The sequence below is a fragment of the Allokutzneria albata genome (assembly GCF_900103775.1).
Lineage (GTDB): Bacteria > Actinomycetota > Actinomycetes > Mycobacteriales > Pseudonocardiaceae > Allokutzneria > Allokutzneria albata.
This window is the reverse complement of sequence record NZ_LT629701.1, coordinates 5,220,567-5,246,293: the sequence shown is the minus strand read 5'-3', so window position 1 is coordinate 5,246,293 and position 25,727 is coordinate 5,220,567. Positions and strand designations below refer to the sequence as shown.

Sequence of the window (25,727 nt, the reverse complement as noted above, 5' to 3'; positions counted from 1 at the left end):
CCGGCCACGTAACATTGTTGCCATGGCCAAGGAACGCGGCGAGAAGGTGATCGCGCAGAACCGCAGGGCGCGGCACAACTACACCGTCCTCGACACCTACGAGGCCGGAATCGCCCTGGTGGGGACCGAGGTCAAGAGCCTGCGCGCGGGCAAGGCCTCGCTGGTCGACGCCTACGCCTCCGTCGACGACGGCGAGGTGTGGCTGCGCAACGTCCACATCGCCGAGTACCACTGGGGCACGTGGACCAACCACGAGCCGCGGCGCAAGCGCAAGCTGCTGCTGCACCGGGCCGAGATCGAGCGGCTGATCGGCAAGACCAAGGAGAGCGGCCTCTCCCTGGTGCCGATGTCGATGTACTTCAAGGACGGCAAGGTCAAGGTCGAGCTCGCCCTCGCGCGCGGCAACAAGGCGCACGACAAGCGGCACATCCTGGCCAAGAAGACCGCCGACCGCGAGATGGCGAAGGCGATCGGCCGCGCCCGCAAGGGATACCGCGACTGATGCCGGGCTCGGACGCCGAGGTCGCCGCCTGGGTGCGCGACCTCGGTCTGCCCGGCCTGGTCGATCTGCACGTGCACTTCCTGCCTGAGCGCGTGCTGGCCAAGGTCTGGGCGTACTTCGACCACGCCAGCCAGCACTACGGCGTCGACTGGTCGATCCACTACCGCACGAGCGAGCCGGAGCGCGTCGAGGTGCTGCGCTCGCTGGGCGTCCGCGCCTTCGCGCCGCTGGTCTACCCGCACAAGCCGGGGATGGCCGCGTGGCTCAACGAGTGGGCAGCCGAGTTCGCCGCCGGGGTGCCGGAAGCCGTTGCCACGGCGACGTTCTACCCCGAGCCGGAGGCGGATTCCTATGTCCGCAAAGCCATCGAGTCGGGTGCGCGCTGCTTCAAGTCGCACGTGCAGGTGGGCGACTTCGATCCGCGTGATCCGCTGCTGCGACCGGTCTGGGGACAGCTCGCCGACGCCGGGCTGCCCGTCGTCGTCCACTGTGGACACGGACCGCTGCCGGGCACGCACACGGGGCTGGACGTGTTCGAGGCGGTGCTGCGCGAACACCCGCGGCTCGTCGCGGTCATCGCCCACGCGGGCATGCCGGAGTTCGACCACGCGCTGCGGCTGGTGGAGCAGTGGCCCGGCGTGCACCTGGACACCACGATGGTCGGCGTCGACTTCACCACGGCGCTCTGCCCGTTGCCGCAGGACTGGGCGGCCCGCCTGGCCGATCTGCCCGGCCGGGTCGCGCTGGGCACGGACTTCCCGAACATCCCCTACGCGTACGCGGAACAGCTGCGCGCCATCGCGGACTGGGCCGAAGCCGACGACCGGCTCGGTGCCGACTTCCTCCGCGCGGTCCTGCACGACACGCCCGCGCGACTGCTGGGCCTCTAGGAAACCCTTGGCAGCGCGGGATCCCTGGCCAGCTCCATCGCGAAGTGGTGGGTCAGCCGGGACAGCGCGAACCGGTGGGTGCCCCCGGCGTCGTCGATCCGGCTGACGAGGTGCCGGTCCAGCAGCTGGTCCAGGCTGCGCTCGGCGTGCCCGGTCGACGTGCCGAGCAGGGAAGCCAGCGCGGCCACCGTGAACTCGGCCGAGCCGAGAGTGCCGAGGCGGCGCAGCGCCGTCTTGCCGATCAGGTCCAGCTCCGCGTAGCACGAGGTGAGCCGGGCGCGCACCGACTCGTCCCCGGCGACCAGCTCGTCCAGCGGGTTGCACGCCGAGATCAGGCGTCGCGCGGTCTCCTGGAGCGACCGCCCGCTCGCGCGCACGGCGGCGATCCGGACGGCGACCGGGAGGTGGTCGCAGGTGTCGGCGATGAACTCGGCGTACTGGGCGTCCTCCGCCACCGCTTCCGTGCGCCCGAGCAGCACCTGTGCGCTTTCCCCCGACCGGAACCCGCCGAGCTCGACCAGCTCGGCCGAGTCCAGCCCGAGCAGCCTGCTGCGCGCCGTCACGATCGCTGCTGACCTGGGCGAACCCGGAAGCAGTGAACGAACCTGTGACTCGTTCGCAGCATTGTCCAGCACGACGAGCACGGATCGGTCGGCCACGAGCGTGCGGTAGAGCGCCTGCCGCTCGCACGGATCGGCGGGCAGCTCCGCCGGTGCGCAGCCGAGCGCCCTGAGGATCTGGCCCAGCGCCTCCCCGCCGTTGTGCTCGGCCAGGTCGATGTAGAGCTGACCGTCGGGGAAGCTCGGCGCGGCCAGGTGCGCCGCCTTGATCGCGAGCGCGCTCTTGCCGACCCCGGCCGCCCCGGTGAGCACCAGCAGCGGCCAGCCGCCGGAGGCCGCCCTGGCCAGCCCGTTGCCGAGGGCGGTCAGCTGGGCCTGGCGCCCGACGAAGTCGGACAGGCCGCGCGGCAGCTGACGCGGCACGATCTTCTTCGGGACCGTGCGCCGGGGCCGGGCTCCCGGATCGGTGGGGAAGCCGGGCGCCTTGCCGGAGAGCACCGCCTGGTGCGCCCGCGTCAGGTTCGCGCCGGGGGCGATGCCGAGTTCGGAAGCGAGCAGCTGCCTGCCGTGGTCGTAGACCGCGAGCGCCTCGGTCTTGCGTTCACCGAGCAACAGCGCGGTCATCAGCTGCGCGCGGAACTGCTCGTGCAGGGGGTGTGCGCGGACCAGGCAGAACAGCTCGTCGACCACGTCGGCGTGCCTGCCCGCGCGCAGGTCGGCCTCGATCCTGGCCTCAACCGCGGCCAGCCGCCGTTCGCGCCACGCGTCGGCCTGCCGGTTCAAGAATTCGACATCGGGGAGATCGGCGAATGGCTCACCCCGCCACAAGGACATTGAATCGCGGAGCGTCCGTGCTGCCCGTTCGGCCTCGCCGCTTGTCAATTCCGTTCGGCCCCGGGCGAAAAGCTCATTGAATCGGTCGATGTCGAGCTCGCCGGGATTGACCACGAGGCGGTATCCGGCGTGTTCGAGGTGCAGACGGTCCGGTGCTCCGGCGGCCGCAAACGCCTTGCGGACTTGGTAGACATAAACCTGAATATTTTTCCGCGCGGAGCGCGGCGGGTTGTCCCCCCACAGCGCCCCGATCAGCGCGTCGGTGGAGAACGCCTGGCCAGCGCGGCAGAGCAGGGCCGCGGTGAGCGCGCGTTGTTTGGGTGCACCAAGCTCGACCCGCCCCCGCGGACCGATGATCTCCAGTGCCCCCAGCACCCGGAAGTCCATCACTTGCACCATTCAGTTGTGCTGCGGACGAGTTAATGCTTCACCATCAAGTTAACCCGGTTGTGAACACCTTGCAAGCAGGGCGTTATATCGGATCCATACCCGGACTAAACCGGGTGAACGCAAGCTCTTTCGTGTTAGCTCACACGAGCTGAACGTCACAACTGGAGGAGCCTGAACATGGGGTCTATGACGTTCTTCAAGCGTGCTGCCGCGGTGCTGGCGCTCACCCTGGCGGTCTTCGGCACGGCGGCTGGGGCCGCCGGTGCCGCTCCCACCCTCACCGCTTCCGGCGATGTCTCCACGATGGCGGAGTGGTCGCACAAGTTCAGCAAGGACACCACTCAGGGCCTGTACTCCGCGGTGATCACCGGCGGTGCCCTCGCGGGCAGCGGCGCGTGCATGAAGGTCGTGCCCGGCCTGCTCAAGGTCGCGTGCCCGGTCTTCGGCGCGTTCGTCGCCAACTACTTCGTCAACAACCCGCCCGCCGGCCGCTGCCTGCAGGTCAAGCTCACCACCAAGCCGTCGGCCAGCGCCAAGTACGTGAAGTGCTGAACCGGCGGTAACCCCCGGCCCCGGCCCGCGGTGCGCGCACTCACCACGGTCCGGGGCCGGACCCATCCGAGGAACAACCCGCTGGCGTGGGGCGTTAAACTGGGTGAGTTCCCACCAAGCCAGGGGGTGAACGGTTTCGACTCTGGACGTTGATTCAGGGGAAGCGTGCAGGTGCAGGCGAGAGACCACCTCAAGCGTCATCGCAACCTAATAAGCGCCAAGGCTAGTAGCCAGCGCGAGTTCGCCCTCGCTGCCTAAGTAGCAGGGCAACTCTGTCGGCCCGGGGGCGTCTCCGCCCCGGCTCCCGGCATCAGCTAGGAGACTCACCGTCGCGGTCGGCCGCGGATCGCGACGGGACAACCCACAGCGGCTGGGCCCGTCACACCGGACTTGTCCGCGAGACCGGTGGGGTCGAGTAGAGGCACAGCGGACTGCGCACGGAGAAGTCCTGATGAACCGGCAGAGGACCCGGGTTCGATTCCCGGCACCTCCACTGTGCTGTTCGCGGCCCCTCAGCTTCGCTGGGGGGCCGCTTCCCGTTTGTCCGCGTATCTGTCGGGGGGAGCGACTCCCCCCGTGCCCCCCTGCGGTGCGGGCTTCTTGCGAATCGGCGTGGTTGCGTGGTCGGGGGACCAGCTTGGAGTGGTTGCGTTCTGGGGCGTCTCCGGTCCCGGCTTCGCGAAGGTTGTCCGGACCTCTGTGGGTTGTGGGTGGGGTGGGGGGACGGGACACTGGGGGTGTGACATGGGTCACCTGTGGAAGGAGTTGGCGATGCACGCCTCAGTGGGGGATCGGATACGGATCCACTCCCGCAGCGTCGGGGTCGGCGAGCGGGCGGGGGACATCCTGGAGGTCAGGGGGCCGGACGGGGCACCGCCGTACAAGGTCCGCTTCGGGGACGGGCACGAGAGCCTCGTCTACCCGGGGCCGGACTGCCTGATCGAACCGCGGGAACCGGAGGACTGACGGTGATCATCGGGTGACCAGGCCGGCGTCGTAGGCCAGCAGCCCCGCCTGGGTCCGGTTCGCGCACCCGAGCTTGACCAGCAGCCGGGAGACGTAGCCCTTCACCGTCGCCTCGCTCAGGTGCAGCCGCGACGCGATGTTCGCGTTCGACAGCCCCTCCCCGAGGCAGGTCAGCACCTCCGACTCCCGCTCGGTCAGCTCCTTCACCAGGGCGAGCGCCCTGTCGCGGGCAGCCTGCTCGTCCGAGGAGGCCGCCACCAGGCGCTTCGCCGCGGCGGGGGAGAGCACCATGTGACCGTCGGCGGCCACCCGGACCAGGCCGATCAGGTCCTCCGGCGGCGTCGACTTCACCAGGAAGCCCGACGCTCCCGCGCGCAGCGCCCTGATCACGTACTGGTCGGCGTCGAAGGTGGTCAGCGCGACCACGGTGGGCGGCGCGGGCATCCGGTTGATGCGCTCGATCGCGCTCAGCCCGTCGACGCCCGGCATGCGCAGGTCCATCAGCACGACGTCGGGCCGGTGCCGTACGACGGACTCCACCGCGGCGGCGCCGTCGTGCGCCTGGTCGACGACGTCGATGTCCTCGGCCGAGCCCAGGATGGTGCGCAGGTGCGCGCACACCATGGGCTCGTCGTCCACGACCAGGACTTTGATCACGTCACGGTTCATCGTGCTGGCCCCCGGCAGTCGGGACGTAGGCGGGAAGTATCGCATCGACCTCGAAGCCCCCACTGTCCGTCGGACCCGCGCGCAGCCTGCCGTGCACCAGTTCCACCCGCTGCTTCAACCCGAGCAGGCCGGACCCGGAACCGCTGCCGATCAGGCTCGGGTCGAGCGGAGACCTGGCGGCCGAGTTCCGGATGACCAACCGCAGCCGGTCACCGCTGTAGCGCACGTACACCCGCACCCACGCGCCCGGTGCGTGCTTGCGCGCGTTGGTCAGCGCCTCCTGCACGACCCGGTACGCGGTCCGGCCGACGACGGGCGAAGCGAGCAGCGGGTTGCCGTCCTCGATCAGCTCCGTCTGCACCCCCACCGACCTGGACTCCTCGATCAGCGCCGTCAGGTCGAGCGTCGCCGAGTTGGTGCCGTCCTCCGGGATCACCTCGTCGGTCCTCGGCCCGGAGCGCAGCACACCGACGAGGTCCCGCAGCTCCTCAAGCGCTTGGCAGCCCGCGGCCCGCAGCTCCTCGGCCGCGGTCCGCGTGGCCTCGTCGGTCGCGGTGATCCGCAGCGCGCCCGCCTGCAGCACCATCAGGCTGAGCCGGTGGGTGACTACGTCGTGCATCTCCGTCGCCAGCTTCACCCGCTCGTCCGCGCGGGCCTGTTCGGCGAGCAGGTCCTGCTCCCGCTCCGCGCGTTCGGCCCGCTCGGTCAGTGCCTGGATCAACCGTCGCCGTGCGCCGTTGTAGAGGCCGATCACCGCGGGCAGGATCGTGTACAGCACGGCGGACGGGCGCACGTCGAAGTACGGCGACTCCATCGGGATGAACTGCCACGGCCGCCACGCGATGACGAGCATGACCACGGTCATCACCCAGGACGGCCACTTCCGGTCCGAGTACTTCATCGCCGAGTAGATCGCGAACGGTGTGCCCAGCGACAACCACGGCCGAGTGGGGTCGTGCGGGGACACCATGACTCCGGGCCACAGCAGTTCGCAGCCGAGCATGACCAGTGCGGTACCCGTGGTCACGGCGAGGCAGAGCTGCGGGTGCGTGCGGCGGAAAAGCAACAACGCCACGCACACGAGCACGTCCAGGGCAACGGAGTACCAGAGGACCATGCTCAGCGGGATCCCCGCGAGGAAGACGACTGTGCCGATCACGGTCACCACGGTGGCCAAGGGCGCGACGTCGAACGCGAACTCACGCCAGTTCGACCACAGTGGACGCTTCACGCCGACGACGGTACTGGTGCCGGTGACGGTCCAGCCCGGTGCTGAATCCTTTGACGGCGCCGGGAACCTACGAAAGTAGGTCCTGCCCCCGCCCTTCGAGACTTTGGTGCGCCGGAGTGCCCACCTTGCGCGCTGTCGCGTCCGTCTCCGCCCGGGTCGAATGGTGCGAACTGTTCGAAGGGGGAGGACATGACCAGGGCAACGGTGAGACGGGCGAGCGCGACCGAGGGGGCGCAGGCGAGGGAGGGAGCAGGTGTCCCCTCCCTCGCCTGGGGGCCGGTGCTCGCGGTCACGGCTGCGCTCGGCTTGGTGCTGTTCCTGTTCAGCGGTCGCTACGGGTTCTTCGGCGACGAGCTGTACTTCATCGCCGCGGGGCGGGAGCTGGACTGGGGCTATGCCGACCAGCCGCCGCTGCTTCCGTTGCTGGCGCTGTTGATGGACAGCCTGTTCCCGGGTTCCGTTGCGGGGCTGCGGCTGCCGGCGACGCTGATCACCACGGCCGGAGCGCTCGTCGCGGCGCTGCTCGCGCGGGAACTCGGCGGCGGACGCGGCGCGCAGGTGGCCACGGCGGGCGCCTACGCGTTCTCCGGGATCATGATCGGCAGACTGCTCGCGACGTCCACTGTGGACCCGGTGCTGTGGGGCGTCGTGCTGCTGCTGATCGTCCGCTGGGTGCGCACGCGCGAGGACAAGCTGCTCGTGTGGTCCGGCTTGGCCACCGCGGTCGCGATGCAGGCGAAGTTCCTGATCCCCACGTTGTGGGCGGTGCTCGGCGTCAGCGTTCTCGTGCTCGGGCCGCGCGATCTGCTCCGGCGTCCCATGCTCTGGGTGGGTGCGCTGCTCGCCGTGCTGATCACGGTGCCGACGCTGCTGTGGCAGGCCGCCAACGGCTGGCCCCAGTTGGAGATGCGGGCGGTCGTCGCCGGTGAGACCAGCCTGTACGGCGGGCCGTGGTTGTTCCTGCCGATGGCGTTGCTGACTGCCGGGGTCGGCGTGGGCACGGTGTTCGTCTTCTACGGCCTCTGGCGGCTGTTCCGTTCCCCGGACCTGCGGGAGTACCGGTTTCTCGGGCTGACCGTCGTCGGGGTGTTCGCCGTGTTTGCGCTGACCGGCGGGCGCATCTACTACGCCAGCGGTTTGTTCCCGTTGCTGTTCGCGGTGGCCGCGGTGGAGTTCCAGCGGCGCCGCACCGGCAGGTGGCTGCCGTGGGTCGCCTGGCCCGCGTTCGCGCTGTCGGCCTTGCTCGCCGCGCAGTCCCTCCCGTGGAAAGCGGAGTCGGAGCTGGAGTACCCCAACATCGGGGTGAAGTTCGAGAACTTCACCGACAGTGGCCAGTTCGGCTGGACGGAGCTGTCCGACGCGGTCGCGAAGGCCTATCGCGTCCTGCCGCCGGAGAAGCAGCGCGACACCGCTCTCGTGAGCGGCTCGTACTGGCTGGCGAGCGCGCTCGCCTACTACGGGCCGGAACGGGGATTGCCCGCTTCGTACAGCCCGCACCGCGGTTTCTCCTACTTGGGCGTACCGGCGGAGAACGTGAAGAACATCGTGTATTCCGGCGGCGATCCGGGTGCATTGCGTTTTCACTTTGCATCGTGCACTCAAAGTGGGACCGTCTCGAGCCGCCTCGGGATCGTCGACGGGACGTCGATCTGGACCTGCGAGGGCTTCGCCGGCCGGTGGGCCGAGGTGTGGCCGGGACAGCGCAGGATGAGCTGAAGTGGCTGGCTCTCCCCGGCATCAACCCCGGGGAGAGCTCGCCGGTACCATCCGCTCGGGTGACGTTGCGGACCCGTGATCGCATGAAACCGACCGCTCGCCGAGTGACCATGCGCATTGCAACGTACGGGTGAGGTCGCGCTAATCGAGTGAGAGACCCCCTTGATCGTGGATCATTCCATTACCGGGGGTGAGAACGAGTGGTGCTATAGAACCCGCTGGTGGGGGGCCGTGCCGCGGGCAAATCCGCATGTTGCACACGGTGCCGATCAAGGGGGCGCGGCACGCCCCGATCGATCTAATTCCATAACCTTGATGTGGCGGGCCGTTCCAGATCGAATTGGTCGACAGTCGGACCTGGCGATTACTACAGTGAGTTGTCCGTGTTCGGTCCTTTACCGACTGTGACTGGGGTTATGGACAGGAAACGATTCGCCATGATCGCCGCGACGGCGATGTCTTTGGCGTTCGTTGTCGTCGTCCTCGCCGGCTTCAAGCTGCTGCCCCCGGTCCCCGTGCTCGCGCTGGACAACCTCGCCCAGCTGACCGCGGGAACCGCGGGCACGCTCTGCTGCCTGTGGTCCGCGCGCGGCAGGCACGGCAGCGACCGCAAGTGGCGGCTGATCATGGGCATCGGCTGGGGCATCTGGACCCTCGGCCAGATCGTCTGGACCTGGTACCACGTGGTCCTGCGGGCCCAGCCGCCGCAGCCCTCGCTCGCCGACGTCGGCTACCTGGCGATGACCGTGTTCGTGCTCGTCGCCCTGCTCGTCTTCAGCGACCACCGGCAGCCCGGCTCCGTGGTGCTGCCGATGGACCGCAGGCTCACCAGGGCCCGCGTCGTGCTGGTGCTCGACGGCCTGATCGTGGTCGGCTCGCTGTTCATCCTGACCTGGACCACAGTGATGGAGTCGATGGTCAGGGCCACCTCGCCGTCCCCGCTGGCCTTCGCCGTGGCGATCGCCTACCCGCTGATCGACATCGTGCTGCTGGTCATCGTGGTCATGCTGGCGACGATCCGGCTGGTCGGGCGGCGGCTCCCGCTCGCCTTCATCGGCATGGGCATGATCACGCTGTTCATCTCCGACTGCGTCTTCGCCTACCTGATCAGCGCGGGGGTCAAGGAGATCCCGGCGCTGGCCAACTTCGGCTACATCACCGCCCCGGTGCTCTTCGCGCTCGCCGCGCTCGCGCCGGCCAGCTCCGTCCCGGTGGCGATGTACGCGGCCCCGCCGCGCCGCGCGGACGGCAGGCTGCCGGTGGTGGAGTGGGTGCACGTGCTCATGCCGTACCTGCCGCTGGTGCTGACCGGGTCGCTGATCCTGGTCCGCACGGCCTTCGGCAGCGCGCCCGGGCCGCTGGAGATCTACCTCGGCCTGGTGGTGATCGCCCTGGTCGTGGTGCGCCAGCTGGTCACCCTGGTGGAGAACATGTGGCTGCTGGACCGCATCCGGCAGAGCCAGCGCCAGCTGGAGCACCAGGCCTTCCACGACTCGCTGACCGGCCTGGCCAACCGCGTGCTGTTCCGCGACCGCCTCGACCACGCCATCCACCTCGGCGCCCGGCGCGGCCACCCGGTCACGCTGCTCTTCGCCGACCTGGACGACTTCAAGATCGTCAACGACGGCCTCGGGCACGCGGCAGGCGACGCGCTGCTGCGGGCCATCGCCGACCGGCTGCGCTCCTGCGTCCGCTCCACCGACACGGTGGCGCGGCTCGGCGGCGACGAGTTCGGCATCCTGCTCGACGAGGCCGAGCGCGCCGACAAGATCGCCGAGCGCCTCCTCGAAGCGCTCCGCGTGCCGTTCGTGATCTGCGGCGAACAGCACCTCGTCCGCGCCAGCATCGGCCTGGTCCACGCCGATCCCCAGGAACGCGGCCTCACCGCCGACGTCCTGCTCGGCCGCGCGGACATCGCCATGTACAGCGCCAAGCGCCACGGCAAGGGCACCCTCGTCACCTACGAGCCCGCGCTCGGCGTCACCCCCAGCGTCGTCGCGCCCCGCCTGGCCGGTTCGACCCCCGCCTGACCACCGGTTGGGCGTACTCGACGTCGGTCACTGGTAGGCGGCGTACCAGAAGCGGGCCTTGTAGAACTCCGCTCCGGTTCGCGTGCGCTTGGCGTCGGCGCCGAAGAAGTCGATCGTGTCGGTGCACCACGTGGTCCGGCAGCCCGCCTTCGGCTTCGCCTCGATCAGCTGGCCCGTCTGCGGGTGGTTGCCGATCGACTTCACCGAGGTGCGGTTCGCCGAAGCGGCGTGCGCGTAGTCGGTGCTGAAGGCGCCGGTGGACTTGCTGAACTGGTAGACCTGCGAGCTGGTCGTGATCCACAGCCGGTCCTTGTTGCCGTACACCGGCTGCAGGTCGTGCCCGCCCTTCGACGGCAGGGCGACTTTCCGCGCCTCCGACAGGGTCGGGTTCGCCGCCGTGCCACCGACCTTCAGCGCCACCAGGTGGTTGTCCCCGATCGCCCACAGCACACTGCCCTGCGGGTCCCACAGCACGCCGTGCCCGCCGGGCAGGTCGTACTGCGCGTGCTTGGTGGCGTTGGGGCCCTGGGAGGCCGCGTAGAGCCGGATCCAGCCGCCGTGGCTCGCGGCCGCCGCGACGTTGCCGTTGGGCAGCAGCTCGGCCGCGTGCGGGTTGTCGGCGCCCGGAACCGCGACCGACCACTTGCGCTTGCCCGCGGGGAACGAGGCCACGCCGAGGAAACCACCCGAGGCCGCCGTCACCAGGACCTGGCCGCCGTGGTGGGAGTTCGACCGCAGCCGCATGTCGGACGGGTTGGACCAGCCCGCCGCCGACGTGCTCGCTTCCGCGGAGGCGCCATCCGCCTGAGCGGAGAAGCCGTTGGCGCTTGTCGGGGACCAGGCCCACTTGGTCGCGCCGGAGCCGTTCCAGCTCGCGACCGCCGGGTCGAAGATCATGATCTTCTTGCTCGCCTGCTCCGCGGTGACCACGTCGACGGACGCGGCGAGGGCGGGGTCCGCGACGGCGGGGGCGGCGAGCGCGGTGGTGCCCAGCACGGCACCGAGAACCACTCCGGTGAACCTGATCAGCACGACGGCCTCTTTCGGGTCGGCGACGACGAGGCAAGGTCTACCAGGCGTTTCGCGCGGAGGACCATGGTTCGGGGCGAGCAGCAAACCACTTTACGAAAGCGGTACGGAGGCGGCTGTGTCGAAGTGGCGCAGACCGCGCGAGGTCACGTCGATGGCCTGGAGCAGGCTCTCGCGCACCTTCTCGGGATCGTCGTGGTCGAGGACCGTCAGCCGCAGCGCGCCGAGGATGCCGCCGATCGTCGAGCCGACCATGACCGCGGCCTCGTACCGGGTGAGCCGGTCCGGGTAGGCCGCGCAGAGCGCGTCGGTGAGCTGTTCCTCCACTTCCAGCAGGCGTTGCAGCGCGAACGCCTGGATCGCGGGCACCGTCTTGATCAGCTTCAGCCGCAGGGTGACCGCACCGGAGACGATGTCCTGGTTCCACACGGTCGTGAGCAGGTTCTCCTTGAGCACCCGCACCAGCAGTTCGCCCGGGGTCTCGCTGCCGTCGCAGCTCTCGATCATGTGCTTGACGAGCTCAGTGCGCTCCGTCGCGTGCATGAACAGGACGTCTTCCTTGGTGGGGAAGTGGTCGAAGAAGGTCCGCGTCGAGACGTCCGCGGCCGCGGCGATCTGGGCCACCGTCGTCTGCTCGTAGCCCTGTTCGGTGAACAGCGCGATCGCCGCCCGCACCAGAGCGGTCCTGGTGCGCTTCTTCTTCCGTTCCCGCAGTCCTGGCTCCGTGGTCACGGCGGGCAGATTACTGCATTCGCTGCGAAACTGCACTCGTTGAAAGTCTGCAGTGAATGCAGTTCAATGGCGGAGTGGCTGCTGGAGGGGACTTGCGGGTGATGGAGCCGGACGCGCCGCCGGTCGTGCACGCCCGCGTGCTGGTGGTGGACGACGAACCGCACATCGTGGAGCTGCTCGCGACGACGTTGCGGCTGGCCGGGCACGAGGTGCTCACCGCGCGCAGCGGTCAGGACGCGCTGCGGCTGATCGAGGAGGAACGCCTCGAACTGGTGATCCTCGACGTGATGCTGCCGGACCGGGACGGGTTCGAGCTGTGCTGCCAGTTGCGCCGCCGCTGCCCCGGGCTCTCGGTGCTGTTCCTGACCGCGCGCGACTCCACCGAGGACAAGGTGCGCGGACTGGGCATGGGTGGCGACGACTACGTCACCAAGCCGTTCAGCGTCGCCGAAGTGCTGGCCCGTGTGCAGGCCGTGCTGCGCAGGCGGGGTGCCGAGGCGGTGGTCGAGGAGCACGTGTTCCGCTGCGCCGACCTGGTGCTGGACGAGAACGCGTGCGAGGTGCGGCGGGCGGGGGAGTACGTCGAGCTGTCGCCGACCGAGTTCAAGCTGCTGCGCTACCTGCTCGTCAACGCCGGACGCGTGCTGTCGAAGGCGCAGATCCTCGACCACGTGTGGCGCTACGACTTCGGCGGTGACGGCTCGGTGGTGGAGAAGTTCATCTCCCGGCTCCGGCACAAGATCGACACTCCTGGGCGGGAGCGGTTGCTGCACACCGTGCGCGGCTTCGGCTACAGCATCCGGCCGCCCCGCGCATGAGCCATCGGTTCGGGTCGCTGCGCGGGCGCCTGCTCGCCACGATCCTGGTGCTGACCACGCTGAGCATCGTCGCCGTGGACATCGCGGCGCTGCTGAGCATGCGCGCCTACCTCCAATCGCGCGTGGACACCGTGCTGACCGCCATCGACCACCGCGTCCGCGAGCTCGACGTCCGGAACCTGCCGCCGCCTTCGGAGTCGCTGCGCACGCTGAGGTCGTTGGGCCCCAGCGGAAACTACGTCGCGCTCGTCGGCAGGGGCGGCGTGGTCCTCGACTCCTCGCCCGCGGACGGGCCGTCCGGGGCGCCCGAGCCCGCCCCCGCGCTGTCCAGGGACCTGCTCTCCGGTCCCGCGCTCGTCACGGTGCCGTCGGTCGCCGGGCACGGTCCGGACTACCGAGTGCTGGTGAGCCCCCTCACCGAACCGGTGCACCTGTGGGGGCAACAGGATCCGCGCGAGCTGACGGGGATCGTGGTCGCGACATCGTTGCGCCCCAACGAGGACGCGCTCGCCAAGCTCGGGGTCTTCGTGGCGATCGCGACACTCGTCGCCGTCGTCATGGTCGGCGCGCTCTCCCTCGGCGCTCTCCGAGTCGGACTGAAACCGTTGCGGGACATGGCGAACACCGCGAGTGCCATCGCGACCGGTGACACCGCGCGGCGCATCGAGCTCGCCGACGCGGGCCGCGAGGTCGAGCAGCTGGCCGACGCGATCAACCGCGCATTCGACGCGCGTGAGCACTCCGAACAACGGCTGCGGACCTTCGTCGCCGACGCCTCGCACGAGCTTCGCACGCCCCTGACCACGATCAGGGGCTGGGCCGAGCTGTACCTCCAGGACATCGACGACCCGGCACTGCTGGAACTCGCGATGTCGCGGATCAGCGACGAGTCGCTGCGGATGCACTCGCTGGTCGAGGAACTGCTGCTGCTCGCCCGGCTGGACCAGGGCAGACCGCTCGGCCGTGAGCTGGTCGACCTCTCCCGGCTCGCCGCGGAGGCGGTCGCCGACACCCGGATCATCGACCCGGCGAGGGACATCACCCTCGATCTGTCCACTGTGGACTCGATCGTGCCCGGTGACGCGGACCGGCTCCGCCAGGTGCTGCGCAACCTGCTCGGCAACGCGCTCCAGCACACGCCCGCCGGGCTGCCGGTGCACGTCAGCGTGCGGCCGGTGGGCGAGACCGCCGTCGCGCTCTCGGTCTCCGACGAGGGGCCCGGACTGGACCCCGCGCTCGCCTGCCGGGTCTTCGAGCGGTTCTACCGGGGCGACCGGTCGCGGGGGCCGGGCGGTTCCGGGCTCGGGCTGAGCATCGTCAAGGCGATCACCGAGGCGCACGGCGGCTCGGCCAGGGTGGAGTCCGTTCCCGGCGCCGGAGCGACCTTCGTCGTGACGCTGCCGAGGCGGTCCTGACGCCGGTTGTCAGCAAGACGTCAGCTTCCGTGCGGGTTCGCGTCAGCCCACGCTGGTGATCTGGACTGACACGAGAAGAAGGGGGTCCCATCGTGAACTGTCCCGTCGCCCACCAGACCATGCCGACCGAGCGCGTCGACCCGCTGATGCCGCCGCCTGCGTACGCGCAGCTGCGGGCCGAGGCACCGGTGACCAAGGTCCTCGACCTGGTCGGCCAGGAGACCTGGCTGGTCACCAGGTACGCCGACGTCCGCGCCGTGCTCGGGGACACGCGCTTCTCCTCCGACTTCATCCCGCCGGAGTTCAGGGACCTGCGGCGGGATGAAGACCCCGTCAAGCCGTTCATCCGGCTCGACCCGCCCGAGCACACCCGCTTCCGCCGCGCGCTGACCGGTGAGTTCACCGTCCGGCAGATCCGGCTGCTCGAACCGGGCATCCGGCAGCTCGTCGAGTCCCAGCTCGACGAGCTGGAGCGGGCGGGCCAGGGCGCCGACCTGGTCGAGCACTTCGCGCTGCCGATCCCGTCGCTGGTGATCTGCCAGCTGCTCGGCGTGCCCTACTCCGACCACTCCCGGTTCCAGCAGGACAGCAAGCTGCTGCTGACCAGGGAGATCGCGCCGGAGGAGCGCGCGGGGGCGGGCGAGCGGCTGCGGGACTACATGCTGGAGCTGGTGCACCTCAAGCGGCGTGAGCCCGACGCGGCGCTGATGAGCAGGCTGATCGAGCGCTCGGCGGAGATGGAGCAGCCGTTCTCCGATCTCGAACTCGCCTCCATCGGCATGCTGCTGCTGGTCGCCGGGCACGAGACCACGGCGAACATGATCGGGCTGACCACGGTCGCGCTGCTGCGCCAGCCGGACAAGGTCGAGGCCCTGCGCGCCGACCCGGCCAAGGTGGACGCCTACGTCGAGGAGGCGCTGCGGCTGCTCACCATCGTGCACAACGGCGTCCGGCGGCTGGCCACCGAGGACATCGAGGTCGGCGGTCAGCTGATCCGCAAGGGCGAGTGGGTCGTGGTCTCGCTGTCCGCGGGTAACCGCGACCCGGAGGTCTACGCCGAGCCCGACGCCCTCGACGTCGAGCGCAAGCGCGTCTCGCACCTGTCCTTCGGCTTCGGCCCGCACCAGTGCCTCGGGCAGCAGCTGGCCAGGGTGGAGATGCAGATCGCACTCGCCGCGCTGTTCCGGCGGTTCCCGTCGCTGCGGGTCGACCTGCCGGAGGAGGAGATCCCGTACAAGAACGACATGTTGATTTACGGAGTGCACCGCCTCCACGTCGCTTGGTAAGGATGGAGTGGTAGGTGACGACGAGGAGTGTTGTGATGCGAGTCGAGATCGACCAGGACAAGTGCTGCGGTGCCGGATCGTGCGTGCTGTCCGCACCCGAGGTGTTCGACCAGCGGGAGAGCGACGGCATCGTCATGCTGCTGGACGAGCGGCCCGGTGACGAGCTCCGCGACGCCGTCGAGGAGGCCGCCGAGCGCTGCCCCGCGGCCGCGATCACCGTCCTGGAGCAGTGACGACCGTGCGCAGGATCGTTGTCGTCGGCGCTTCGGCGGCCGGACTCGGGACCGCCGAAGCGCTGCGCCGCCGGGGCTACGAGGGCGAGCTGACCCTGGTCGGCGCGGAGGCCCACCTGCCCTACGACCGGCCGCCGCTGTCCAAGCAGGTCCTCGCGGGCGCGTGGGAGCCGGAACGGGTCCAGCTGCGACCCGAGGCGAAGATCGCCGACCTGCGGCTCGACCTGCGCCTGGCCACGCGTGCCACCGGAGTGTCCGGGGAGCAGGTCCTGCTCGACGGCGGTGACCGGCTCGACTTCGACGGGCTGGTGATCGCCACCGGTGTGGTGCCCCGCGTGCTGCCCGGGACCGCCGGGCTCGGCGGTGTGCACGTGCTCCGGACCATGGACGACGCGTTGTCGCTGCGCGTCGAACTGCTCGCGGGGCCGCGCCTGGTCGTGGTCGGCGCGGGGCTGATCGGCTGCGAGGTCGCCGCGACCGCGCGCAAGCTCGGGCTGGACGTGACCCTGGTCGACCCGCTGCCGGTGCCGATGACCCGTCAGCTCGGGCCGCGGCTGGGCGAGCTGGTCGCGAACCTGCATGCGGAGAACGGCGTCCGCACGCACTTCGGGGTCGGCGTCGACTCGGTGCGGTCGGCGGAGGGCCGGGTCACCGGCGTGGTGCTCACCGACGGCACCGAGATCGAGGCCGACGCCATGCTGGTCGGCATCGGGTCGACGGCGGTCACGGACTGGCTCGACGGCAGCGGTATCCCCGTGGACGAGCTGGGTGTGCGCTGTGACGCGTACTGCTCGGCCGCACCCGGGGTGTACGCCGCGGGCGACGTGGCGTCCTGGGAGCACCCGGTGCTCGGCCGGATTCGCCTGGAGCACCGCACCAACGCGACCGAGCAGGCCATGGCAGTGGCGATGAACCTCCTTGGCGCGCAACAGGAATACCGGCCGCTGCCGTACTTCTGGTCGGACCAGTACGACACCAAGCTGCAGATGTTCGGCTGGCCGCTGCCCGGTGACGAGCTGGAGATCGTCGAGGGCGCGCCCGCGGAGGGCTCGTTCATCGCCACCTACCGGCGCGGCGGCGAGCTGACCGGCGTGCTGGGGTGGAACTCGGTGCGCGGCCTGCGCCCCTACCGGCAGGAGCTGATGAAGATCATGGCGGGCTGAGCGGGTCCTCGGGCCAGCGGTGCTTCGGGTAGCGACCCCGGAGTTCCGCTCGCACCTGCGGATAACCGTTGCGCCAGAAGGACGCCAGGTCCCTGGTGACGGCGGTGGGGCGCCCGGCGGGGGAGAGCAGGTGCAGCAGCACGGTGACCTTCCCGCCCGCGATCCTGGGCGTGTCCGTCCAGCCGAACGCGTGCTGCACCTTCACCGGGAGCACCGGCTCCGCGGTGGAGTAGTCCACCTTCGCCCTGGTGCCGTTGGGCAACGCGATGCGCTCCGGCGCGAACTCGTCGACCCTGCTCGCCAGCGACCACGGCAGCAGGCGGCGCAGCGCCTGCCCGGCGTCGATCTTCGCCAGGTCCGCGCGGCGCCTCGCGGATGAGAGATCGAGCCAGTCGTCCAGAGCGGACAGAAGGCTCTCCTCGTCCACAGCGGGCCATTCGCCGCCCAGGGTTTCGTGGAGGAACGCCAGCCTTTGCCTCAGTCGAGCCGCGTCCTCCGACCACCTGAGCAGGCTCGTGCCCTCCTTGCGGAGTCCCGTCGTCAAGGCGTCGTGCAGTGCCATTCTGTCCGGATCGGACAGTGGTTTTTCGTGCAGCACAATGGCTCCGAGCTTGCGGACCCTGCGCGCGACGACATCGCCGTCCTGCCAGCTCACCTCGTCGGCTTCGGTGAGCAGTGCGCGGGCCGCTGACGTCGCCAACGCCTCGTCGGCCACGGCGGCCAAACGGATGCGCCCGTGTCGCTTGCCGGGTTCACGATCAGCTACTGCGACGGCCAGCCAATCCGCATCACTGAGCGCGTTGCCCGGTGGCAGCTCCACCGCTGTGCCACCCGCCATCAGGTACACCGGCCCACCGCCTGGGCGGCGCTTCGCCAGTCGCTCCGGATGTGCCAGCGCCACGACGAGTGCGGGGTCGGGCTTGCGTTCCTTGCCGTTCACCTGGCCGCGCAGCCGATCGGTTTCGCGGCGCCACCGCTGCGTTGCCGGTGTGCCGGACCGCAAGCGCTGCAATGATGTCTTCATGTCCACATCGGACGCGAGCGTGTCGTCGTCGAGCAGCGCGACGACCTCGGCCGCCGCACGTGGACCGACCAGTGCCGCGCCGTCGACCAGGGCGCGCGCGAGCCGGGGGTGCAGCCCGACGTCCGCGAGACCGCGACCGCGCTCGGTCAGCTCGCCTCGTTCGTCCAGTGCTCCCAAGGCATGGAGCACTTCTCGGCCCGCGTTCAGCGCGCCCGCCGGGGGAGCGTCCCACCACGAGAGCGCGGAACCGTCCGGAGTGCCCCAGGTGGCGAGTTCCAGGGCCAGCCGGGTCAGGTCGGCCGTGCGGATCTCCGGCTCCGGCTGGCGCGGCAGCGTGCTGTGCTCGTGCTCCGGCCAACAGCGGTAGACCACGCCCGGCGCCTCTCGCCCGGCACGACCGGCGCGCTGTTCCGCGACGGCCGAAGAGACGCGAACCGTCGCCAGTCCGGCCATTCCCCGCCGATGGTCCACTTTGGACACACGAGACAGGCCGGAGTCGACGACGACCCGCACTCCCGGAACGGTGAGGCTCGACTCGGCGACCGCGGTGGACAGGATCACCCTGCGCTGATCACCTTGGCGCAGCGCCGCGTCCTGTTCGGCTGCGGGCAAGCGGCCGTGCAGCGGGCGCACCGCGACATCGAGACCGCTCAGCGCCTCGGCGACGCGTCGGATCTCCGCCGCGCCGGGCAGGAACACCAGGACGTCGCCGACGCAGTCCTTCAGCGCCGAGCGCACGGCGCGCGCAACCGTGCCCTCGATCCGCTCACGGTTGGCGGGTGCCACGTAGCGGGTCTCGACGGGGAACGTCACCGAGGGCACGCGGAGCACAGGAGCGCCACCGAGGAGTTCGGAGACCTCCTCCGCCGCGACGGTCGCCGAGGTCGCCAGCAGCCGCAGGTCCTCGCGCAGCCCGGCGCGGGCGTCGACCAGCAACGTGAGCAGCAGGTCGGCGTCGAGGTGCCGCTCGTGGATCTCGTCGAGCATCACCGCGCCGACGCCGGAGAGCTCGGGATCCGCCTGGAGCCGCCGGACCAGCAGGCCGGACGTGACGACCTCGATCCGGGTCGCGGCGGAGACCTTGCGATCACCGCGCACGGAGTAGCCGACGGTCTCACCGACCCGCTCGCCGAGCAGGCCGGCCATCCGCGCCGCGGCCGCTCGGGCCGCGAGCCGCCTCGGCTCGGCGACCACCACGCGTGCTCCGTCCGCGGCCAGCGCCAGCGGGACCAGCGTGGTCTTGCCGGTTCCCGGCGGTGCGACCAGGACCGCGGTGCCGTGCTCGGTCAGCAGCCCGGCCACCTCGTCGAGGACCGCGCGGACCGGCAGATCGGGCAGGGCGTGCCAATTCCTTGCGATTGCGACCACAAATCGGCAGCCTGCCAGGCAGACTTCGACTATGCCTCGTGCCACCCGGAAGTCAGGCGGACCCCTGCGCCGCGCGGCGACCTTCGTCGCGGCAGCCTCGGCCCTGCGCACCGCGTACACCCTGGTCAACCTCCGTCGGCAGCGGCCGATCGCGGCCGAGCCGCTGCGGGAGCAGCCCACCGTCGCGGTGATCGTCCCGGCCAGGGACGAGGAGGCCACGATCGACAGCTGCCTCACCGCGCTGCGCGCCCAGACGCACGCCGCGCTTCGGATCGTGGTCGTCGACGACGGCTCCACCGACGAGACCGCCGCCATCGTCGCCCGGCACGCCGAGGAGGACCCCCGGGTCCGCGTGGTGGACAGCGACGGGCCGCCGGACGGGTGGGCGGGCAAGGTGCACGCCATGCACGTCGGCGTCATAGCGGCCGACTCCGCGCCGGACTGGCCGGACGCCTCGGGACCGACCGACTGGCTGCTGTTCTTCGACGCCGACACGACGGCCCACCCCGAGCTGGTCGGGCGCCTGCTCACGACGGCACTGGCCCGCGAGGCAGACCTGGTCTCCACGCCCGGCGTGACGGACCGGACGCGGCTCGAACACTGGACCGTCATGCCCCCGGCGGTCGCGATGATCCTGGAGAGCGCGGGGCCGGACGGCAGGGGCCTGCTCGCGCTGGCCTACGGGCACTGCATGCTGTTCCGCCGCGACGCCTACGAGCAGGTCGGCGGCTGGCCCGCGGTCGCGGGGTCGCGGGGCGAGGACGTCGCGATGGCGACGCTGCTCCGCGACCAGGGCGCGCGGACGCTGACCGTGGACAGCCAGGGCATGTTCGGCAACTCCGGCTTCGACGGCTTCGGCGTCATGTGGCGTTCGCTGCGCAAGAGCTTCGTCGCGGGCAACAACGGTGACATCCGCGTGCTCGGCCTGGGGGCACTGACCCAGGGCCTCTACAGCCTCGTCCCGGTCCTCGCGCTGACCAAGGGGCTCCGCCGTCGCGATTCCCGGCTGATCACCCTCGGAGCCGTGGCGTGGGGCGCTCAGGCCGTCAGCCACGGTGCGGTGGCGCGCCGGCTCAACCAGCCCGCAGCGAGCGGAGTGGTCGCACCGCTGGCCGGGGCCGCGTTCGCCGCGCTGCTCGGTGACGCTGTCCGCGTCGCGCTGGGCAGGTCCGCCACCTGGCGGGGGCGCCCGGTCGTCGCCCAGGGAGCCCAGCCGCTGCTGCGCGTGGGCAGGCGTCCCGCGAATTCGTGACCCGGCGGTACCGATCGGATTACAAAAACGATTGCCCGATGGCCTAACCTTAGCTCTGCTAACGAGAGCAGTGGGAGGCATCACGGTGAGCACGTCCGCGGAACCGGCGACAGGACAGCTCTCCGACCGCCTTCCCCGCGAGGTGTGGGTGCTGGTCGCGGCGAGTTTCGTGATCGCGATCGGCTTCGGCATCGTCGCGCCCGCCCTGCCCGGCTTCGCGGCCAGCTTCGACGTCGGCGTCACCGCCTCCTCGATCGTGATCAGCGCCTTCGCCTTCACCCGGCTGGCGTTCGCCCCGGTCAGCGGCAGGCTGGTGGCCTTCTTCGGCGAGCGCCCCGTCTACGTGTGGGGGCTGATCATCGTCGCCGTCTCCACCGGCGCGTGCGCGTTCGCCGCGGACTACTGGCAGCTGCTGGTCCTGCGCGCGCTCGGCGGCACCGGCTCGACGATGTTCACCGTCTCCGCCGTCGCCCTGCTGATCCGGCTCAGCCCGCCGCACCTGCGCGGCCGCGCGTCCGGCGTGTGGTCGACCGGCTTCCTGCTCGGCAACATCGCCGGGCCGATCGTGGGCGGCGGGCTGGTCGGCATCTCGATCAAGCTGCCGTTCCTCACCTACGCGGTCGCGCTGCTGGTCGCGGCCTTCGTCGCCTGGTTCTTCCTGCGCAACTCCAGCCTCGCGGCCGCCAACCGCGACGACGCGCGACCGCTGTTCACCATGCGCGAGGCGGTCCGCCACGGCGCCTACCGCGCGGCGCTGGCCTCGAACTTCGCCACCGGGTGGACGGTCTTCGGCGTGCGGATGGCGCTGATCCCGCTGTTCGTCACCCAGGCGCTGCGGGAGAACGAGGCGTGGGCGGGCATCTCGCTGTCGGTCTTCGCCGGGGGCAACGCGCTGGTCCTGCTCTTCTCCGGCAAGCTCGCCGACACCAGGGGCCGCAAGCCGCTCGCGATCGCCGGACTGCTCGTCGCGGGCGCCTCGATGATCTGGCTCGGCTACACCGACTCCGTCCCGGCCTTCCTGGCCGCGTCCCTGGTCGCGGGCTTCGGAGCCGGTCTGCTCACCCCCGCGCAGAGCGCCGCCGTCGCCGACGTCGTCGGCAACGAGAAGCGGGGCGGTCCGGTCCTGGCCGGTTTCCAGATGGCCGCCGACGTGGGCACGATCCTCGGCCCCCTGCTCGCGGGAGTGATGGCGGAGAACCTGTCCTTCGAGACGGCCTTCGCGGTCACCGGCTTCACGATGCTGCTGGCCTTGGTTCCGTGGCTGCTGGCCCCGGAGACGCTGCCGAGGCGAGCGGGTGAGCACACCGCGACGGAGGTCGCGGCGGAGAGCGGCGGCTGCCTCGACGAGGGACCCGAACTGCCCACCGGCGAGCGCGTCGCGGGCAAGCCGCAGCAGCCGCAGCCCTAGACGAGTAATGCGTAAGTCGGGGTGGTGACCGGAGACGGGCGAAGGGTGTCCACGATCCGTGTGTGACGACAGACCTGAACACCCTTCTCACCGCACTCTACGTCAAGATCGACGACCGTCTCGCGGGCAGGACCCGCGTGGGCAGGCCACCGAAGCTCACCGACGCCGAACTGGTCACCCTGGCGGTGGCCCAGGCGCTGCTGGGGTTCACCTCCGAGGCCCGCTGGCTGCGGTTCCTGCCCGCCCGGCTGCCCGGGGCGTTTCGGTACCTGCCCGGCCAGTCCGGGTACAACCGCCGCCTGCGGGCGGCGCTGCCGCTGGTCAAGCAGGTGATGCGGTGGCTGGCCACCGACACCGACCTGTGGAGTGACACCACGTGGATCGTCGACTCCACCCCGGTGGAATGCGGCCGGTCCCGCCCCGCGGTGAAGCGTTCGGAACTGGCCGGGTGGGCGCACTACGGCTACTGCCGCTCGCACTCCCGCTGGTTCTGGGGCCTGCGGCTGCACCTGGTCTGCACCCCCGCCGGACTGCCGATCACCTGGGCGTTGGCCGACCCGAAGATCGACGAGCGGCAGGTGCTCATGGCCCTGTGCGACCACGAACCCCACCTGCTCACCGACCGCCCCGGACTGCTGATCATCGCCGACAAGGGCTACGTCTCCCGCGAGCTTGACCACTTCCTCGCCGAGCGTGAGGTGCGGCTGATCCGGCCGTCCTACCGCAACCGCACACCCCACCCCGGTGAGCCACTGCTCAAGTCCATCCGTCAGCTGATCGAGTCGGTCAACGACACCTTGAAAGGCCAGCTCAACCTGGAACAGCACAGCGGACGCACCATCGACGGTGTCGGAGTCCGCATCGCCCAACGACTCCTGGCCCTCACCGCGGTGATCTGGCACAACCGAGCCACCGGAGCACCCCTCACCCGATCACTGACCGCCTACGACCACTGACCCAGTTAGGAATTACTCGTCTAGGTGACACCCACTCCGATGAGCATGCCGACCAGGTAGGTCGCCCCGGCCGCGATCGCGCCGAACAGCAGCTGGCGCACGCCGTTGTACCACCAGGACCGCGTGGTGAAGCGGGAGACCATGGCGCCCGCGGCGAACAGGCCGATGCCGCCGACGAGGAGCCCGAGCAGCAGCGAGTCCGAGCCGAGCAGGAACGGGAGCAGCGGGAACAGCGCTCCGACCGCGAAGCAGAGGAACGACGAGACCCCGGCCACCAACGGTGACGGCTGCTCCTGCGGGTCGACGCCCAGCTCCTGGGTGATGTGCACGCGAACGGCGAGTTCGGGGTCGGCGTGCACCTCGGCCGCCGCCCGCTCCGCCGTCTCCCGGGTGAGGCCCATCTCGACGTACATGTCCACCAGCTCCGCCTGCTCGGCGCGCGGGTTCGTGCGCAGTTCGCGGCGCTCCGCCGCCACCTCGGCGCTGATCGCGTTGTTCTGCGTCTCCACCGAGGCGTACTCGCCCAGCGCCATCGAGAAGGCGCCCGCGACCAGCCCGGCCATCCCCGAGAGCACGATCACGGTGCTGTCCGCACCACCACCGCCGACCCCGGCGACCAGCGCGATGTTGGTCACCAAGCCGTCCATCGCCCCGAACACCGCGGGCCGCAGCCAGCCCCCGGACACGTCGGCGTGCGTGTGCCCGATCTCGTCCATGGCCCGACCGTAAGTCGTTCCCGCCTGCTGAGGACACCCTTGCGAAGGTGTGCCTGGCCTGCCCTGATGTCACCCGCAGTACCCTCGCCACACGGTGGTGTCACCCCGTGCCGTGTTTCCTGTCCGGCGAGCGGGTGCGCTCAGCAGAGTCCGGCCCCGGCCGGAGAACGATTGGGGAGGAAGCCGACGTGGGCGGAGCCCAGCGGAACGCGCGCAACAAGAAGAAGCAGGCAGCCAGTGCGGTCGCGGCGGCGCGCGGAACGAGCAGTGACCGGAACAAGGTCATCATCGGCGTTGTCTTCGTCGTGCTGCTCGCGGTCGGTGTGATCGGCGGCGTGCTGCTGACGAACCAGGCCGCCGGGGCCATCCCGGTGGCGGAGGTCAAGGCGGACTACCCGGTCCAGCGCCAGGAAGGCACGGTCGTCGCGGGCAAGGACACCGCCAAGGCCACGATCGACGTCTACGCCGACTTCCTCTGCCCGGCCTGCGGCCAGTTCGAGAAGCTCTACGGCGAGAAGATCAACGAGAAGATCAACTCGGGTGAGCTCAAGGTTCGCTACCACGTGCTGCCGTTCCTGAACTCGATGTCCAACCCCGAGGGCTACTCCAGGGATGCCGCCAACGCGGCCCTCTGCGCGGCCGACGGCGGCAAGTTCCCCACCTACTTCGCCAGCCTGTTCGGCAAGCAGCCGGCCGAGGGCGGCAAGGGCTACGACGACAACCGCCTCATCGAGCTGGGCACCGCGGTCGGCGCCGGCCCCGACTTCGAGCAGTGCGTGCGCACCAAGCGGCACGTCGCCCTCGGCGAGGCCGAGCTGAAGGCGTTCACCGACAACCAGGCGCTCGTCGGCTCCCGGGGCACCCATGGCACCCCCACCGTCGCGCACAACGGCAAGAAGATCGAGATCGCCGACGCCAACTGGCTGGACCAGCTCATCGGCTCCGCCGGCTGACCCTCGGCATCAACGCAGGTCAACGGCCTGCGGGAGGATCTTGGACCCCCCGATTTCGTAGTTCGGGGACCCGTCATATATGGTGTGCATGCACGCGAACGAGAGATCGAAAGCGGGCGAAAGATCCTCCTCACGGGGCTGTAGCGCAGTTGGTAGCGCACCACACTGGCAGTGTGGGGGTCAGGGGTTCGAATCCCCTCAGCTCCACTCGGGAGACAAGACCGGGTGACCTGCATAACCGCAGGTCACCCGGTTTCTTTTTGCTCACTGTGGACAGTCCACTGTGTACCTCCGCGCTCGCGGTGGACGACTAACTGGAGCAAAACTGGAGCAGGGACACCGAAATCGGCGAAATGGGGTCAGACTTTCTGCTCCAACCCATCTGGGTGATCCTGCGGCTGCCAGTGCACAGGTGTCTTCTGCTCGTCCGCTGTGGGCGGGGTGGCGGTCTGGGTATGGCCCCGCCCCGGCTATGTCGTTGCTCGCGCTGTTGACCGGATCCGGGCCGTGTGGGTTCCCGCTAGGAGCGACGCGTGGCTGCCACGACGATCACGGGCTAGAACCAGAACCGCTCCTGCGTCACTCGTCCCAGGACCGATGCGAGGCTGATCGGGTTGCGGGCCGGTGAGAGCAGTTCGGGCGCCCGACCACTTCTGCGGTTGACGGTGTGGCCACGGTCGCGTGCCCTGTTACCAGACGGCAAACCGCCCGCTAGCGAAGATCGTCGGCAGGTCACCTGACCGGCAGAAATGCGCTGGTGGGCGATGCGGAGATTGAATCAATGGCCTCTACCGTGTCAAATAGGGACCAAAGTCTCCCTGAACTGCGTAAATGAGACTTCAGCAGGTCACATAGCTACGTTGGGGGCCGTTCGGTGGGGTTCAACGCAGTTGAACGCACCTGGCGGCTCCCAATCTTCTCCCATTGGCACCGAAGCCGTCGGGCTTCGAACTGCAACGCAAGAGACGGAACCCGCAGCTCGCGTAAGCGAAGACGTCCTCGGCCGAACCTGCACTTGCCACACTACCGAACCA

General features: G+C 70.0%; 22 protein-coding genes, 1 tRNA gene and 1 other RNA gene. 17 read left to right on the top strand and 7 right to left on the bottom strand.

Annotated features, from left to right (window positions below):
* Positions 1 to 22 precede the first annotated feature (22 nt).
* Both smpB and BLT28_RS23370 read left to right on the top strand, forming a co-directional pair.
* The gene (gene smpB / locus BLT28_RS23375; protein ID WP_030427777.1) at positions 23 to 502 is read left to right on the top strand and encodes an SsrA-binding protein SmpB; all 480 of its coding nucleotides are present in this window, start codon (positions 23 to 25) and stop codon (positions 500 to 502) included.
* Positions 502 to 1,392 carry an amidohydrolase family protein gene (locus BLT28_RS23370; RefSeq protein WP_030427778.1) on the top strand — a complete coding sequence of 297 codons (891 nt, stop codon included), beginning with the start codon at positions 502 to 504 and terminating at the stop codon, positions 1,390 to 1,392. The genes smpB and BLT28_RS23370 overlap by 1 nt, the downstream gene beginning before the upstream one ends.
* Here the strand turns inward: BLT28_RS23370 and BLT28_RS23365 are convergent.
* Positions 1,389 to 3,173, bottom strand: coding sequence for an AfsR/SARP family transcriptional regulator (locus BLT28_RS23365; RefSeq protein ID WP_162184797.1), 1,785 nt, complete (start codon positions 3,171 to 3,173; stop codon positions 1,389 to 1,391). The two genes, BLT28_RS23370 and BLT28_RS23365, sit on opposite strands and share 4 nt — an antisense overlap.
* Before the next feature lie 189 nt (positions 3,174 to 3,362).
* Here BLT28_RS23365 and BLT28_RS23360 point away from each other — a divergent pair, with 189 nt between their 5' ends.
* The 3 genes from BLT28_RS23360 to BLT28_RS23350 all read left to right on the top strand — a co-directional run bounded on the left by BLT28_RS23360 (position 3,363) and on the right by BLT28_RS23350 (position 4,694).
* Positions 3,363 to 3,728, top strand: a complete 366-nt coding sequence (locus BLT28_RS23360) for a hypothetical protein (RefSeq protein ID WP_030427780.1) — start codon at positions 3,363 to 3,365, stop codon at positions 3,726 to 3,728.
* Positions 3,729 to 3,850: 122 nt separating this feature from the next.
* Positions 3,851 to 4,224, top strand: a transfer-messenger RNA (tmRNA) gene (ssrA, locus tag BLT28_RS23355).
* A 275-nt stretch (positions 4,225 to 4,499) separates the two neighbouring features.
* Positions 4,500 to 4,694 carry a DUF1918 domain-containing protein gene (locus BLT28_RS23350; RefSeq protein WP_030427781.1) on the top strand — a complete coding sequence of 65 codons (195 nt, stop codon included), beginning with the start codon at positions 4,500 to 4,502 and terminating at the stop codon, positions 4,692 to 4,694.
* Positions 4,695 to 4,700: 6 nt separating this feature from the next.
* On the opposite strand, the gene BLT28_RS23345 is transcribed toward BLT28_RS23350, so the two are convergent.
* Both BLT28_RS23345 and BLT28_RS23340 read right to left on the bottom strand, forming a co-directional pair.
* Entirely contained in the window at positions 4,701 to 5,351 is a 651-nt protein-coding gene (locus tag BLT28_RS23345) for a response regulator (protein WP_030427782.1), read from the bottom strand.
* Between the two features lies 1 nt (position 5,352).
* Positions 5,353 to 6,594, bottom strand: a complete 1,242-nt coding sequence (locus tag BLT28_RS23340; protein WP_030427783.1) for a sensor histidine kinase — start codon at positions 6,592 to 6,594, stop codon at positions 5,353 to 5,355.
* 189 nt (positions 6,595 to 6,783) lie between these two features.
* Between BLT28_RS23340 and BLT28_RS23335 the strand changes: the two genes are divergently transcribed.
* Positions 6,784 to 8,310: a glycosyltransferase family 39 protein gene (locus BLT28_RS23335; RefSeq protein WP_081900054.1), complete on the top strand. Its 1,527-nt coding sequence runs from the start codon at positions 6,784 to 6,786 to the stop codon at positions 8,308 to 8,310.
* Positions 8,311 to 8,726: 416 nt separating this feature from the next.
* Positions 8,727 to 10,340: a GGDEF domain-containing protein gene (locus BLT28_RS23330; protein ID WP_156050567.1), complete on the top strand. Its 1,614-nt coding sequence runs from the start codon at positions 8,727 to 8,729 to the stop codon at positions 10,338 to 10,340.
* 27 nt (positions 10,341 to 10,367) lie between these two features.
* On the opposite strand, the gene BLT28_RS23325 is transcribed toward BLT28_RS23330, so the two are convergent.
* Together BLT28_RS23325 and BLT28_RS23320 are read right to left on the bottom strand one after the other, a co-directional pair.
* A complete protein-coding gene (locus tag BLT28_RS23325) occupies positions 10,368 to 11,372 on the bottom strand; it encodes a DUF6528 family protein (protein ID WP_030427786.1) in 1,005 nt (334 codons plus the stop codon).
* A gap of 90 nt (positions 11,373 to 11,462) precedes the next feature.
* Complete coding sequence (locus BLT28_RS23320) at positions 11,463 to 12,101, bottom strand: TetR/AcrR family transcriptional regulator (protein WP_030427787.1); 639 nt, start codon at positions 12,099 to 12,101, stop codon at positions 11,463 to 11,465.
* A 74-nt stretch (positions 12,102 to 12,175) separates the two neighbouring features.
* Here BLT28_RS23320 and BLT28_RS23315 point away from each other — a divergent pair, with 74 nt between their 5' ends.
* From BLT28_RS23315 to BLT28_RS23295, 5 genes are all read left to right on the top strand, one after another.
* Positions 12,176 to 12,919, top strand: coding sequence for a response regulator transcription factor (locus BLT28_RS23315; RefSeq protein WP_269459601.1), 744 nt, complete (start codon positions 12,176 to 12,178; stop codon positions 12,917 to 12,919).
* Positions 12,916 to 14,334: a sensor histidine kinase gene (locus BLT28_RS23310; protein WP_030427789.1), complete on the top strand. Its 1,419-nt coding sequence runs from the start codon at positions 12,916 to 12,918 to the stop codon at positions 14,332 to 14,334. The genes BLT28_RS23315 and BLT28_RS23310 overlap by 4 nt, the downstream gene beginning before the upstream one ends.
* Before the next feature lie 92 nt (positions 14,335 to 14,426).
* Positions 14,427 to 15,620, top strand: coding sequence for a cytochrome P450 (locus tag BLT28_RS23305; protein ID WP_231950391.1), 1,194 nt, complete (start codon positions 14,427 to 14,429; stop codon positions 15,618 to 15,620).
* Between the two features lie 35 nt (positions 15,621 to 15,655).
* Positions 15,656 to 15,853, top strand: a complete 198-nt coding sequence (locus BLT28_RS23300; RefSeq protein ID WP_030427791.1) for a ferredoxin — start codon at positions 15,656 to 15,658, stop codon at positions 15,851 to 15,853.
* A gap of 5 nt (positions 15,854 to 15,858) precedes the next feature.
* Positions 15,859 to 17,016 carry an NAD(P)/FAD-dependent oxidoreductase gene (locus BLT28_RS23295; RefSeq protein ID WP_052406963.1) on the top strand — a complete coding sequence of 386 codons (1,158 nt, stop codon included), beginning with the start codon at positions 15,859 to 15,861 and terminating at the stop codon, positions 17,014 to 17,016.
* On the opposite strand, the gene hrpB is transcribed toward BLT28_RS23295, so the two are convergent.
* The gene (gene hrpB, locus BLT28_RS23290; RefSeq protein ID WP_231950390.1) at positions 17,003 to 19,408 is read right to left on the bottom strand and encodes an ATP-dependent helicase HrpB; all 2,406 of its coding nucleotides are present in this window, start codon (positions 19,406 to 19,408) and stop codon (positions 17,003 to 17,005) included. The genes BLT28_RS23295 and hrpB overlap by 14 nt on opposite strands.
* Positions 19,409 to 19,439: 31 nt before the next feature.
* Between hrpB and BLT28_RS23285 the strand changes: the two genes are divergently transcribed.
* From BLT28_RS23285 to BLT28_RS23275, 3 genes are all read left to right on the top strand, one after another.
* Positions 19,440 to 20,660: a glycosyltransferase family 2 protein gene (locus tag BLT28_RS23285; protein WP_052406935.1), complete on the top strand. Its 1,221-nt coding sequence runs from the start codon at positions 19,440 to 19,442 to the stop codon at positions 20,658 to 20,660.
* 85 nt (positions 20,661 to 20,745) lie between these two features.
* Positions 20,746 to 22,068, top strand: coding sequence for an MFS transporter (locus BLT28_RS23280; RefSeq protein ID WP_052406964.1), 1,323 nt, complete (start codon positions 20,746 to 20,748; stop codon positions 22,066 to 22,068).
* Between the two features lie 62 nt (positions 22,069 to 22,130).
* A complete protein-coding gene (locus tag BLT28_RS23275; RefSeq protein ID WP_030433934.1) occupies positions 22,131 to 23,024 on the top strand; it encodes an IS982 family transposase in 894 nt (297 codons plus the stop codon).
* 20 nt (positions 23,025 to 23,044) lie between these two features.
* Here BLT28_RS23275 and BLT28_RS23270 read toward each other — a convergent pair whose 3' ends face one another.
* Positions 23,045 to 23,740, bottom strand: a complete 696-nt coding sequence (locus tag BLT28_RS23270; RefSeq protein ID WP_030432636.1) for a VIT1/CCC1 transporter family protein — start codon at positions 23,738 to 23,740, stop codon at positions 23,045 to 23,047.
* 188 nt (positions 23,741 to 23,928) lie between these two features.
* Here BLT28_RS23270 and BLT28_RS23265 point away from each other — a divergent pair, with 188 nt between their 5' ends.
* Together BLT28_RS23265 and BLT28_RS23260 are read left to right on the top strand one after the other, a co-directional pair.
* Entirely contained in the window at positions 23,929 to 24,693 is a 765-nt protein-coding gene (locus tag BLT28_RS23265) for a DsbA family protein (protein WP_030432637.1), read from the top strand.
* Between the two features lie 134 nt (positions 24,694 to 24,827).
* Positions 24,828 to 24,900: transfer RNA gene (locus BLT28_RS23260), tRNA-Ala, on the top strand.
* Positions 24,901 to 25,727 lie beyond the last annotated feature (827 nt).

Coding starts and splice junctions, on each gene's coding strand:
- smpB (WP_030427777.1), top strand. CDS start 23: ATGGCCAAGGAACGCGGCGAGAAGGTGATCGCGCAGAACCGCAGGGCG.
- BLT28_RS23370 (WP_030427778.1), top strand. CDS start 502: ATGCCGGGCTCGGACGCCGAGGTCGCCGCCTGGGTGCGCGACCTCGGT.
- BLT28_RS23365 (WP_162184797.1), bottom strand. CDS start 3,173: ATGGACTTCCGGGTGCTGGGGGCACTGGAGATCATCGGTCCGCGGGGG.
- BLT28_RS23360 (WP_030427780.1), top strand. CDS start 3,363: ATGACGTTCTTCAAGCGTGCTGCCGCGGTGCTGGCGCTCACCCTGGCG.
- BLT28_RS23350 (WP_030427781.1), top strand. CDS start 4,500: ATGCACGCCTCAGTGGGGGATCGGATACGGATCCACTCCCGCAGCGTC.
- BLT28_RS23335 (WP_081900054.1), top strand. CDS start 6,784: ATGACCAGGGCAACGGTGAGACGGGCGAGCGCGACCGAGGGGGCGCAG.
- BLT28_RS23330 (WP_156050567.1), top strand. CDS start 8,727: ATGGACAGGAAACGATTCGCCATGATCGCCGCGACGGCGATGTCTTTG.
- BLT28_RS23310 (WP_030427789.1), top strand. CDS start 12,916: ATGAGCCATCGGTTCGGGTCGCTGCGCGGGCGCCTGCTCGCCACGATC.
- BLT28_RS23300 (WP_030427791.1), top strand. CDS start 15,656: ATGCGAGTCGAGATCGACCAGGACAAGTGCTGCGGTGCCGGATCGTGC.
- BLT28_RS23285 (WP_052406935.1), top strand. CDS start 19,440: ATGCCTCGTGCCACCCGGAAGTCAGGCGGACCCCTGCGCCGCGCGGCG.
- BLT28_RS23270 (WP_030432636.1), bottom strand. CDS start 23,740: ATGGACGAGATCGGGCACACGCACGCCGACGTGTCCGGGGGCTGGCTG.